The organism is Pseudomonas sp. GW823-FHT02E01, from assembly GCF_058797535.1.
Genome location: NZ_JBXAJS010000010.1, coordinates 130,170 through 143,005 on the forward strand (window position 1 = coordinate 130,170; position 12,836 = coordinate 143,005).

Annotated in this window: 4 protein-coding genes and 1 pseudogene; 1 reads left to right on the forward strand and 4 read right to left on the reverse strand. The window is 60.9% G+C overall.

What is annotated here, in order from left to right:
• Positions 1-93: 93 nt before the first annotated feature.
• From AC1RDQ_RS23000 to AC1RDQ_RS23010, 3 genes are all read right to left on the reverse strand, one after another.
• Positions 94-6,531: a DUF5801 repeats-in-toxin domain-containing protein gene (locus AC1RDQ_RS23000; RefSeq protein ID WP_492588223.1), complete on the reverse strand. Its 6,438-nt coding sequence runs from the start codon at positions 6,529-6,531 to the stop codon at positions 94-96.
• 558 nt (positions 6,532-7,089) lie between these two features.
• Positions 7,090-7,302, reverse strand: a complete 213-nt coding sequence (locus AC1RDQ_RS23005; RefSeq protein ID WP_008001113.1) for a DUF1059 domain-containing protein — start codon at positions 7,300-7,302, stop codon at positions 7,090-7,092.
• Between the two features lie 384 nt (positions 7,303-7,686).
• Positions 7,687-11,919, reverse strand: a complete 4,233-nt coding sequence (locus AC1RDQ_RS23010; protein ID WP_492588224.1) for a DUF5801 repeats-in-toxin domain-containing protein — start codon at positions 11,917-11,919, stop codon at positions 7,687-7,689.
• A 260-nt stretch (positions 11,920-12,179) separates the two neighbouring features.
• On the opposite strand from AC1RDQ_RS23010, the pseudogene AC1RDQ_RS23015 reads away from it, so the two are divergent.
• Positions 12,180-12,302: pseudogene (locus tag AC1RDQ_RS23015) on the forward strand (acetoacetate decarboxylase (ADC)); the annotation flags it as partial.
• Positions 12,303-12,355: 53 nt separating this feature from the next.
• Here AC1RDQ_RS23015 and AC1RDQ_RS23020 read toward each other — a convergent pair.
• Entirely contained in the window at positions 12,356-12,805 is a 450-nt protein-coding gene (locus tag AC1RDQ_RS23020; protein WP_090455530.1) for a MerR family transcriptional regulator, read from the reverse strand.
• Positions 12,806-12,836 lie beyond the last annotated feature (31 nt).

Here is a 12,836-nt window from a genome sequence, read left to right on the forward strand (position 1 = left end):
GCGCATGGGATCAAGGGGATCTCTATCTGAACTGCAAAAAAAATGCGAGGGTGGTTTCCTAGGCCACCCTCGCATCCGTTCACGCGCAAAGCTTCAAGCACTGCCAAAAAAGACGTCGGTATTCAGAACATCAACCCCGACCAAGGTGATGGTCGTTGTTTGTCCGCCCGTCTCGGCAACCGTCACGACGCTGTCGGCGCCGGTGTTGTTGATCGATTGGACAACGGCGTTCGGGTCGCCGTTGAGCACCAGCTTGTCCCGCACGCCCAGGCCCGCATCGAAGCCGGTGACCTGGTACAGGTTCTCATTGACTGAGAGATCGATGTTGAACGCATCTTGCTCACCGCCCGTGCCAACCAGCGTGAAGTCGAAGGAAGCGTTGGCCGGGTCGTTGGCGAACAGGTTGGCGTCAAACGTACTCGTCGCCGAGTCCCCATCCTTGTCCGTCAGCGTCGCGCTGAACGCCAGCTGGACATCGCTGGCCAGACTCTCGCTCTGCTGAATGAACTGGATCACCGGGATCTTGACATCGCCCCGGCCCATCGTCAGCTGAACCGCGTCGATCAGTGTCGCGCCCGCCTTCTCGACGAGGAAGGACACCTGTCCGCCCGCCTCCGGCGTCAGGGTGTTCACCTCGATGCGGTCCGAAAACGAGCCATCCGCGTAGTAGATCCGGTAGTACAGGTCTTCGGTCGCGGTGTTGTAACCCGCCACGGAGTTGTCGATGAAGACCTTCATTCCCGTCAGCAGGCTCTCTGGGTTGATGACGAAACTTTCATCGGCGGCGCTGATTGCCGCCAGGTTATCGCCCTGGAACACGTTGTTGGCGACGCCGATGCCGGACGTGCTGACGTTCATGGATGCGGGGTCGATGTACGACGGCAGGGGGTTGGTCTGTAGCGCGGCTTCCGTAGGGTCGGGTGCTCCGAGCCCGATGCCGGTCAGGATGTCCGCGGTCGACGCCAGCGCCTTCGCGGAAAAGAACACGATCTCCTCGGATGTCGAAGGAATAGCCGGGTTACTCGTCTGCGGAATCAACAATGTGCGCACCGAGTCCGGGCCGCCGGCAGCGAGCGAGCCGTCGGCACTGCTGAGCACGATCGTCGAACTGAAGCCTTGCACCAGATCCAGTGCATAGCGACCATCGGCATAGGCGGTCAACGTGTAGTCGACGGTGGTATTCGCCGTTGCGGCGTTGTTGTCGAAATCACCGGTCAAGGTTCCCGCGAACTGGTACGCGCCATTGACATCCGGTGATGGCGACAGCTCGCTGAGTGTGCCGGTCCCGGTCGTGGTCGTGTTGTCTGGCCTGACGAGGGTGAACTGGTTATTGACCAAAGAGATATCCAGACCGGCCGCCCCGAGCCCGTCGGCTCCCGTCGCCATATTCCAGAACCCGGATTGCGCAAGGACGCTACCGGTCCCGATCAGGTTGCCGAAACTGAGTGCCGGCCCGTCGTCCTTGAACACCAGGTTCTGCCCGATGTTCAGCGTCGCCTGGGCGCTGTCGCCGTCCCTGTCGGTCTTGATCGCTGTCAGCGTCACCAGGTTGTCCGAGGTCAACGTCTTCGAATCATCCGGATTGGCGGTGTTGGGATGCACCACGGCGCGGAGCTGGTCGAGCGTGACACTGCCATTGGCGGCGACGCTGACCGTGAACACCAGCAGATTACTCGTGGCCGTGCGGCCTTCCACCACGGTGCCATTGAGCGACAGATTCACCGCCTGGTTCGAGGCCGTGTCCGTCAATCCGGAAGCCCCGGCCACCACGCCCAGCGCATAGGTCAGGGTGCCCGCACCATCGGCGCCAAACGCCGAGGTGAAGTTGGCGGCAAAGCTCTGGGTATCATTGGTCGCCAGCACCGTCTCGTCCACTGTCAGCGTCGGTTCCGCGCCGGTGGTACTGATGCTTGGCCCGTCGTCCTTGAACACCAGGTTCTGCCCGATGTTCAGGGTCGCCTGGGCGCTGTCGCCCTCCTTGTCGGTAATGCTCGCGGTCAGCGTCACCAGGTTGTCCGAGGTCAGGCTCGTCGAGTCATCCGGATTGGTGGTGTTGGAATGCACCACAGCGCGGAGCTGGTCGAGGGTGACATCACCGTTGGCGGCCACGCTGGCCGTGAACACCAGCAGGTTGCCGAGGGCCGTGCGGCCTTCGACCACGGTGCCGTTGAGCGACAGGTTCACCGCCTCACCGGTGGCCGTGTCCGTCAGCCCGGAGGCTCCGGCCACCACGCCCAACGCATAGGTCAGGGTGCCGGCGCCATCGGCACCAAACGCCGAATTGAAGTTGGCGGCAAAGTTCTGGGTGGCGTTGGTCGCCAGTACCGTTTCGTCCACCATCAGTGTCGGTTCCACGCCGGTGGTGGTGATGCTCGGCCCGTCATCCTTGAACACCAGGTTCTGCCCGATGTTCAGCGTCGCCTGGGCGCTGTCGCCGTCCCCGTCGGTCTTGGTCGCGGTCAGCGTCACCAGGTTGTCCGAGGTCAGGCTCGTCGAGTCATCCGGGTTGGTTGGGTCGGGATGCACCACGGCGCGGAGCTGGTCAAGCGTGACGCTGCCATTGGCGGCCACACTGACGGTGAACACCAGCAGGTCGCTCGTGGCCGTGCGGCCTTCGACCACGGTGCCATTGAGTGACAGGTTCACCGCCTCGCCTGTCTCCGTGTCGGTCAACCCGGAAGCTCCGGCCACCACGCCCAGCGCATAGGTCAGCGTGCCGGCCCCATCGGCGCCAAACGCCGAGGTGAAGTTGGCGGCAAAGCTCTGGGTGGCGTTGGCGTCCAGTACTGTCTCGTCCACCATCAACGTCGGTTCCACGCCAGTGGTACTGATGCTCGGCCCGTCGTCCTTGAACACCAAGTTCTGCCCGATGTTCAGCGTCGCCTGGGCGCTGTCGCCGTCCCCGTCGGTCTTGGTTGCCGTCAGCGTCACCAGGTTGTCCGAGGTCAGGCTCGTCGAATCATCGGGATTGGTGGTGTTGGAATGCACCACGGCCCTGATCTGGTCGAGCGTGACGCTGCCGTTGGCGGCCACACTGACGGTGAACACCAGCAGGTCGCTCGTGGCCGTGCGGCCTTCGACCACAGTGCCGTTGAGTGAGAGGTTCACCGCATGGCCCGTGGCCGTGTCGGTCAACCCGGAAGCTCCGGCCACTACGCCCAGCGCATAGGTCAGGGTGCCGGCACCATCGGCGCCAAACGCCGAGGTGAAGTTGGCGGCAAAGCTCTGGGTATCATTGGTCGCCAGTACCGTTTCGTCCACCGTCAGCGTCGGCTCCGTGCCGGTGGTATTGATGCTTGGTCCGTCGTCCTTGAACACCAGGTTCTGCCCAATGTTCAGGGTCGCCTGGGCGCTGTCGCCGTCCCCGTCAGTCTTGGTTGCCGTCAGCGTCACCAGGTTGTCCGCGGTCAGGCTCGTCGAGTCATCGGGATTGGTGGTATTGGAATGCACCACAGCGCGGAGCTGGTCGAGGGTGACATCACCGTTGGCAGCCACGCTGACCGTGAACACCAGCAGGTCGCTCGTGGCCGTGCGGCCTTCGACCACAGTGCCGTTGAGTGAGAGGTTCACCGCCTGGCCCGTGGCCGTGTCGGTCAACCCGGAAGCCCCGGCCACCACGCCCAGCGCATAGCTCAGCGTGCCGGCCCCATCGGCGCCAAACGCCGAGGTGAAGTTGGCGGCAAAGCTCTGGGTGGCGTTGGCGTCCAGTACTGTCTCGTCCACCATCAACGTCGGTTCCACGCCAGTGGTACTGATGCTCGGCCCGTCGTCCTTGAACACCAGGTTCTGCCCGATGTTCAGCGTCGCCTGGGCGCTGTCGCCGTCCCCGTCGGTCTTGGTTGCCGTCAGCGTCACCAGGTTGTCCGAGGTCAGGCTCGTCGAATCATCGGGATTGGTGGTGTTGGAATGCACCACGGCGCGGAGCTGGTCGAGGGTGACATCACCGTTGGCAGCCACGCTGGCCGTGAACACCAGCAGATCGCTCGTGGCCGTGCGGCCTTCGATCACAGTGCCGTTGAGCGACAGGTTCACCGCATGGCCCGTGGCCGTGTCGGTCAACCCGGAGGCTCCGGCCACTACGCCCAGCGCATAGGTCAGCGTGCCGGCGCCATCGGCGCCAAACGCCGAGGTGAAGTTGGCGGCAAAGCTCTGGGTGGCGTCGGCGTCCAGTACTGTCTCGTCCACCGTCAGCGTGGGTTCCACGCCAGTGGTACTGATGCTTGGTCCGTCATCCTTGAACACCAGGTTCTGCCCGATGTTGAGGGTCGCCTGGGCGCTGTCGCCATCCCCGTCGGTCGTGGTTGCCGTCAGTGTCACCAGGTTGTCCGAGGTCAGGCTCGTCGAGTCATCAGGATTGGTGGTATTGGAATGCACCACGGCGCGGAGCTGGTCGAGGGTGACGCTGCCATTGGCGGCGACGCTGACCGTGAACACCAGCAGGTTGCCGAGGGCCGTGCGGCCTTCGACCACGGTGCCGTTGAGCGACAGGTTCACCGCCTCGCCGGTGGCCGTGTCGGTCAGCCCGGAGGCTCCGGCCACCACGTCCAGCGCATAGGTCAGGGTACCCGCACCATCAGCGCCAAACGCCGAATTGAAGTTGGCGGCGAAGCTCTGGGTGGCGTTGGTCGCCAGCACCGTTTCGTCCACCATCAGTGTCGGTTCCACGCCGGTGGTGTTGATGCTCGGTCCGTCGTCGTCGAAGATCATCTTGGAGCCGATTTCGGTTTTCGAAATAGAGGCCTGGACCAGCGTGAAACCACCGATATCAAAGTCGGCGTGCTCATTGCCTTTGGCATTGACGGCCGCACCGTTCTCGATAAGCACGCGGTTGTGATCCGCCGTAGTGGTGTATTCAATCTGGTAGCCGGCTTTAATGCCGGTGAGGGTTGCGACCCCTGCAGCAAAGCTGATGATGATGCTGGGATCATTCGCCGAGCCGTTTGAATTCTCGATCACCTGCCCGGCGCTGTTGAAGACGCGAACATTGGTGATGGCCACCGTCGCATCATTCGCATATCCATTGATAAAATTCACGCCAGGTTCAGCCGCGGTGCTGGATGCGCTGATTCTTACCACGGCACTCTTGCCGCTTTGCAGCTGCACAACGTCGAAACTGGCCGACTTCGCATTGAAGACGTCGGTAAAGTCGACGTTGGATTCAAGATCGGCTTCGTTCTGGTCCAGGTTGGGAATGGTCACATTCTGCCTGGCACCCGTGACGAACGAAAAGCGGATGCCCTCTTGCTCCACAATCATCTGATTGTTGGTGCCGAAGGTGGTCGGGCCACCCGCCTGGCTGGTATTGATCGTGTCGCCAGTCGTTATATTGGCGCCGCTTGACTGGTCTGCGGGGTCCTTGCCGGTGGCAATGATGGTCGGATCCGTGATCCGCAACACACCACCGACATCGACAACGTTCGGGTTCGCCTTCGTGAACATCAGGAACAGGTTCTGACCGGAAGGCGCATTGGCCAGATTGAATTCCAGGTCCTGGCTGGCGCCGATGAAAACCTTATCCAGCAGATTGAGCGAATCATCGGCATTCGTCATAACGGGATGCTTGAGCGGCTGGTACTCCACGGTCCAGATCTTGCCGCCGCTGACCGGTGATCCGGTTTCCTCAATATAAGCAGCGAACACAATCGCGCCGCTTGAGCCGCCGGCTCGACCCAGAACGATGTTGTTGTTCGTATCCGTATAGAGAAAGATGCTGGTGCCGTTGAGGGTCAACAGCCCGCTGTCCACGCCATTGAGTGGTGCGCCAGAGGTGCCGACAAAGCTGACATCGGTAATGCTTGCTCCGGGGTCAGCGGTGATGGTGAATGCATTGCTGCCTGTGTTGCCTGCGGCACCGGTATAGCCACTCAAGGCCGCGCCCGTTGCAGTACCTGCCCCCAGTGCGGCCAAACGGGTGGCGAAGGTCGAGGGCAGCGACGCCACCAAAATGTCATTGTCGTCAGCGTCCCCCGCAGGGGTTGGCGTGGCAGTGGCGTTCTGCAACCCGGCCGTTTCGTCCAGCGTTACGTCCTCGCCGGTCGCCACTACGCCCAAAACGCTGTCCGTAAAGGACGTAGTCGCCATGGCGTCGTCACCCGTGCCGACCACTCCATCGGCGCCCGCAGAGGCCGCTGTCAGCAGAAACGTTGCGCCTGCCGAGTCGTCGGGATTCACGTACCACGAAGTGGTGACGCTGCCGTTGACTTGGCCGTCAAGATCGCCGGCGCCACCGTCGGTCACGGACCAGGGCTCGTGTCCCTCGCCGGTATTGGTATCGAGCACGTCGTCGGACGTACCCCACACACTATCCGCGCCGGCACCGATGGCGTGGTCCACTTCGAGTGTCACGGTGCTGCCGGCGGCGAAACCGCTGGCCGTGATGATGGCCGTGCTGCCGGGGGCGTAGTCTTCAAGGTTGGTGGTGACGGTCGGAATGTAGGTAAAAGTCCAGTCGTGGCTGACGGGTGAAGGATGGTCACCGGCGTTATTGGCCAGGTCACTCGTGGGCGATGAGGTTTTTTTGCGCATAGTCATGACTTTCTCCTGAGCGGGGTCCAGTCATCGGGGGTCGACCTTGGACCATTTTCGGTTCTATTGGTCACAACTATGAACATGCGCCGCAGGCTGCACATCGACTGATACTCCTAGGCGGACTAGGAGTTTCAGGCTATTGGGAAGGGGAGACGGGATGACGTGAAGGAACCGAGCCGCATATTCCGCTTGTGAATGAGGACATGGCGCTGCTGTTCAAGGTCGCCGGGGCTTTAACCGCCAGCGCGTCGAACTGAGGCTGAACCTGCTCAGGCGGCCGGGTAGAAAGGCGATATGGATTTAACTGGTCGAGAAGGGCCGCTTTTTGGCCGATAGCAGTCTGTCGAATCAGTTTGAGCTTGGCTTGAATGAACACGCAGCCAGATTAAACAAGCACTCCAAAGCACCCCCAAGGAGCAGCCATTGGCAGTTCCTTGGGGATCTCATTCGTCATTCAGATTGTGCCAGGCATAAAAAACTACCCTCAGGCCTGCGGAACTCATCGAAATGAGCCTCGTAGGTGCTTATCGATGACAATCACTCCTCTGAAACCCCTGGGTGCTAAGCAGGACGCGGTGCTTCAACAGGCGGGGTTCCGTCGTGAAACATCGTCTTCAGTTGAGCACGCAGTTCTGGTGAGTCGGTGTGCTTGTGAACACTGACCGCATGCTGCGCGGCGGCCTCGAGCAGTTCGTTTTCAGAGTCTGCGGACAGTGCGATTGAGCAGTGGGAATCGCTCGGAAACTCGCGGCAGTCGATGTATTTACGCGCCATGAATGTTTTCCTCCCTACGACGAAGGCAGGCCGTGGCCTGCGTGAACGATCGCTCGACGCGTCCCCCATACATCAAACACGACTGCATGCCGCATCGAGTGTGCCGATCGTTAAAGTATAGGCCCACCGATGTCAGGGTAGTTGTGCCAGACATAGAAAACGGTCGCGCGGAAACAGGGAGCAGATCGCGACGGCTCGGCATTTACCTGAAACTGCTGCGCATCGAAGAAAATCTCTCAGCCGCGTGGGCAGGGTGATGGTCAGTATCAATGACCACCCGGACATTCGCCGCGCATGCGATCATCCGAATCTCTTATCTGAACTGCAAAAAGAATACGAGGGTGGTTTCCTAGGCCACCCTCGCATCCGTTCACGCGCAAAGCTTCAAGCACTGCCAAAAAAGACGTCGGTATTCAGAACATCAACCCCGATCAAGGTGATGGTCGTTGTTTGTCCGCCCGTCTCGGCAACCGTCACGATGCTGTCGGCACCGGTGTTGTCGATCGATTGGACAGCGGCGTTCGGGTCGCCGTTGAGCACCAGCCTGTCCCGCACGCCCGGGCCCGCATCGAAGCCGGTGACCTGGTACAGGTTCTCATTGACTGACAGATCGATGTTGAACGCATCCTGCTCACCGATCGTGCCAACCAACGTGAAGTCGAAGGGTGCGTTGTCCGGTTCGTTGGCGAACAGGTTGGCGTCAAAGGTACTCGTCGCCGAGTCCCCGTCCTTGTCCGTCAGCGTCGCGCTGAACGCCAGCTGGACATCGCTGGCCAGACTCTCGCTCTCCTGAATGAACTGGATCACCGGGATCTTGATATCGCCCCGGCCCATCGTCAGCTGAACCGCGTCGATCAGTGTCGTACCCGCCTTCTCGACGAGGAAGGACACCTGCCCGCCAGCCTCCGGCGTCAGGGTGTTCACCTCGATGCGGTCCGAAAACGTGCCATCCGCGTAGTAGATCCGGTAGTACAGGTCCTCGGTCGCGGTGTTGTAACCCGCCACGGAGTTGTCGATGAAGACCTTCATTGCCGTCAGTAGGCTCTCTGGATTGATGACGAAACTTTCATCGACGGCGCTGATTGCCGCCAGGTTATCGCCCTGGAGCACGTTGTTGGCGACGCCGATGCCGGACGTGCTGACGTTCATGGCCCTCGGGTCGATGTACGACGGCAGGGGGTTGGTCTGTAGCGCGGCTTCGGTAGGGTCGGGTGCTCCGAGCCCGATGCCGGTCAGGATGTCCGCGGTCGACGCCAGCGCCTTCGCGGAAAAGAACACGATCTCCTCGGATGCCGAAGGAATAGCCGGGTTGCTCGTCTGCGGAATCAACAATGTGCGCACCGGATCCGGGCCGCCGGCAGCGAGCGAGCCGTCGGCACTGCTGAGCACGATCGTCGAACGGAAGCCTTGCACCAGATCCAGTGCATAGCGACCATCGGCATAGGCGGTCAACGTGTAGTCGACGGTGGTATTCGCCGTTGCGGCGTTGTTGTCGAAATCACCGGTCAAGGTTCCCGCGAACTGGTACGCGCCATTGACATCCGGTGATGGCGACAGCTCGCTGAGTGTGCCGGTCCCGGTCGTGGTCGTGTTGTCCGGCCTGACGAGAGTGAACTGGTTATTGACCAACGAGATATCCAGACCGGCCGCCCCCAGCCCGTCGGCTCCCGTCGCCATATTCCAGAACCCGGATTGCGCAAGGACGCTACCGGTCCCGATCAGGTTGCCGAAACTGAGTGCCGGCCCGTCGTCCTTGAACACCAGGTTCTGCCCGATGTTCAGCGTCGCCTGGGCGCTGTCGCCGTCCCCGTCGGTCTTGATCGCCGTCAGCGTCACCAGGTTGTCCGAGGTCAACGATTTCGAATCATCGGGATTGCTTGGGTCGGAATGCACCACGGCGCGGAGCTGGTCCAGCGTGACGCTGCCATTGGCGGCTACGCTGACCGTGAACACCAGCAGATTACTCGTGGCCGTGCGGCCTTCCACCACGGTGCCATTGAGCGACAGGTTCACCGCCTGGTTCGAGGCCGTGTCCGTCAATCCGGAAGCCCCGGCCACCACGCCCAGCGCATAGCTCAGGGTGCCAGCCCCATCGGCGCCAAACGCCGAGGTGAAGTTGGCGGCGAAGCTCTGGGTATCGTCGGCCGGCAGTACCGTCTCGTCCACTGTCAGGGTTGGCTCCGTGCCGGTGGTGGTGATGCTCGGCCCGTCGTCCTTGAACACCAGGTTCTGCCCGATGTTCAGCGTCGCCTGGGCGCTGTCGCCCTCCTTGTCGGTAATGGTCGCGGTCAGCGTCACCAGGTTGTCCGAGGTCAAACTCGTCGAGTCATCGGGATTGGTGGCGTCGGGATGCACCACGGCGCGGAGCTGGTCGAGCGTGACGCTGCCATTGGCGGCCACGCTGACCGTGAACACCAGCAGGTTGCCGAGGGCCGTGCGGCCTTCCACCACGGTGCCGTTGAGCGACAGGTTCACCGCCTCGCCTGTGGCCGTGTCGGTCAACCCGGAAGCTCCGGCCACCACACCCAGCGCATAGGTCAGGGTGCCGGCACCATCGGCGCCAAACGCCGAATTGAAGTTGGCGGCAAAGCTCTGGGTATCATTGGTCGCCAGCACCGTTTCGTCCACTGTCAGCGTCGGCTCCGTGCCGGTGGTATTGATGCTCGGCCCGTCGTCCTTGAACACCAGGTTCTGCCCGATGTTGAGGGTCGCCTGGGCGCTGTCGCCGTCCCCGTCGGTCGTGGTCGCCGTCAGCGTCACCAGGTCGTCCGAGGTCAAACTCGTCGAGTCATCCGGATTGGTTGGGTCGGGATGCACCACGGCGCGGAGCTGGTCGAGGGTGACATCACCATTGGCGGCCACGCTGACCGTGAACACCAGCAGGTTGCCGAGGGCCGTGCGGCCTTCGACCACTGCACCGTTGAGCGACAGGTTCACCGCCTCGCCTGTCTCCGTGTCGGTCAACCCGGAAGCTCCGGCCACCACGTCCAGCGCATAGGTCTGCGTGCCGGCCCCATCGGCGCCAAACGCCGAGTTGAAGTTGGCGGCAAAGCTCTGGGTGTCGTTGGTCGCCAGTACCGTCTCGTCCACCGTCAGCGTCGGCTCCGTGCCGGTGGTGCTGATGCTCGGCCCGTCGTCGTCGAAGATCATCTTGGAGCCGATTTCGGTGGTGGTAACAGAGGCTTTGACCAGCGTGAAACCACCGATATCAAAGTCGGCGTGGTCATTGCCCTTGGCATTGACGGCCGCACCGTTCTCGATAAGCACGCGGTTGTGATCCGCCGTAGTGGTGTATTCAATCTGGTAGCCGGCTTTAATGCCGGTGAGGGTTGCGACCCCTGCAGCAAAGCTGATGGTAATGGCCGGATCATTCACCGATCCGTCTGAATTCTCGATCACCAGCCCGGTGCTATTGTTGATCACGCGAACATTGGTGATGGCCACCGTCGCATCATTCGCATATCCATTGATGAAATTCACGCCAGGTTCAGCCGCGGTGCTGAATGCGCTGATTTTTACGATAGCGCTCTTGCCGCTTTGCAATTGCACAACGTCGAAATTGGCCGACTTCGTGTTGTAGACGTCGGTAAAGTCGACGTTGGATTCAAGGTCGGCTTCGTTCTGATCCAGGTTGGGAATGGTCACATTCTGCCTGGCACCTGTGACGAACGAAAAGCGGATGCCCTCTTGCTCCACAATCATCTGATTGTTGGTGCCGAAGGTGGTCGGGCCACCCGCCTGGCTGGTATTGATCGTGTCGCCAGTGTTTATGTTGACGCCGCTTGACTGGTCAGCAGGGTCCTTGCCGGTGGCAATGATGGTGGGATCTGTGATCCGCAACACACCGCCGTCATCGACAACGTTCGGGTTCGCCTTCGTGAACATCAGGAACAGGTTCTGACCGGAGGGCGCATTGGCCAGGCTGAACACCAGATCCTCACTGGCTCCGATGAAAACCTTATTCAGCAGATTGAGCGAGTCATCGGCATCCGTCATATCGGGATGCTTGAGCGGTTGGTACTCCACGGTCCAGATCTTGCCGCCCGTGACCGGCGAACCGGTTTCTTCAATGTAGGCAGCGAACACGATCGCACCGGCCGGGCCCCCGGCTCGGCCCACGACGATGTTGTTGTCGTTCGTATCGGTATAGAGAAGGATGCTGGTGCCATCGAGGGTATCGAGTCCGCTGTCCAGGCCATTGAGCGGTGCGCCTGAACTGTCGGTGAAGCTGATATCGGTAATGCTTCCTCCGGGCGCGGCGGTGACGGTGAATGCATCGCTGCCCGTGTTGCCCGCGGCACCGGTATAGCCGCTCAAGGCCGCACCCGTGGCGGTGCCTGCCCCAAGTCCGGCCAAACGGTTAGCGAAGGTCGTGGGCAGGGACGCCACCAGAATGTCGTTGTCGTCAGCGTCCCCCGCAGGGGTTGGCGTGGCAGTGGCGTTCTGCAACCCCGCCGTTTCGTCCAGGGTCACGTCCTCGCCGGTCGCCACGACGCCCAAAGCGCTGGCTGTAACCGACGTTGTCACCAATGACTCGTTGAGGTCAGTGGTGAGGGGCTGGGTGAATAGAGCGATCTGATCGTTCGTTGACGATGAGTTTTTTTTCTGAGTAGCCATGACTTTCTCCAAAGCAATTGCAGTCACCAAGGCCGGACCGCGGACCTTTTTTTGGTACATGCCACAACTATGGATAAACGCCGGACGATATACATCGGCCGATACTCCCAGACGGGGTAGGAGATTCAGACTACTGGGAAGGGGAGACGGGATGACGCGAAGGAGCGGAGTCGAATATTCCGCTTGTGAATGAGGGCATGGCGCGGGTGTTCAAGGTTGCCGGGGGTTTAACCTCCAGCGCGTCGAACTGAGGCTGAACCAGCCTGTCGAACTACATCCGCTCCTTGAAGCTGGGGAAAATGATGAAGTACGAATACGTGCCCGCGTTCCAAAGTGCACTCTACGCGCCGAAGCCGTTAGCGGCACTGGCTAACGCACACTGATTCAACGATCCGGCAAAAACCTGTCAGACCTCACAAGCCTGACAGGTGACGTTTTACTTGGACGACGCAATATCACGGCCGCGTGGTGCTACCGCCACACCTTCCTCGCGTAGACGATGCAATAACAACTGCGTGTTGTCCACGCAACCCATGCCTTCAGGCTTGCTTTCAACTCCCTCGATAACCAGAAGAAGTTGCGCTTTATTGAGGGCCAGCCGTTGCTGCAGGACTTCGATTTCCTCAACCTTGCGCTTGAGTCCACTGAGCAACTCTTCATGCCGCCAACCGTTCGCATTCATCGGCAGTAATTGTCGAATTTCTTCCAGTGAAAACCCCGCCGCCTGGGCGCCCGTGATGATCTCCAAAACCCACTCCGTATCAGGTGCATAGTCCCGATACCCATTGGCTTTGCGCCCGACAGATTTGATCAGGCCGCTCGCTTCGTAAAAGCGAATCCGTGAAGGCGCCAGTCCGCTGATTTTCGCCAGTTCGCCTATTCTCATATCCCACCCCAAAAAAGCCATTGACCTTAAA

Coding starts and splice junctions, on each gene's coding strand:
- AC1RDQ_RS23020 (WP_090455530.1), bottom strand. CDS start 12,805: ATGAGAATAGGCGAACTGGCGAAAATCAGCGGACTGGCGCCTTCACGG.
- AC1RDQ_RS23000 (WP_492588223.1), bottom strand. CDS start 6,531: ATGACTATGCGCAAAAAAACCTCATCGCCCACGAGTGACCTGGCCAAT.
- AC1RDQ_RS23010 (WP_492588224.1), bottom strand. CDS start 11,919: ATGGCTACTCAGAAAAAAAACTCATCGTCAACGAACGATCAGATCGCT.
- AC1RDQ_RS23005 (WP_008001113.1), bottom strand. CDS start 7,302: ATGGCGCGTAAATACATCGACTGCCGCGAGTTTCCGAGCGATTCCCAC.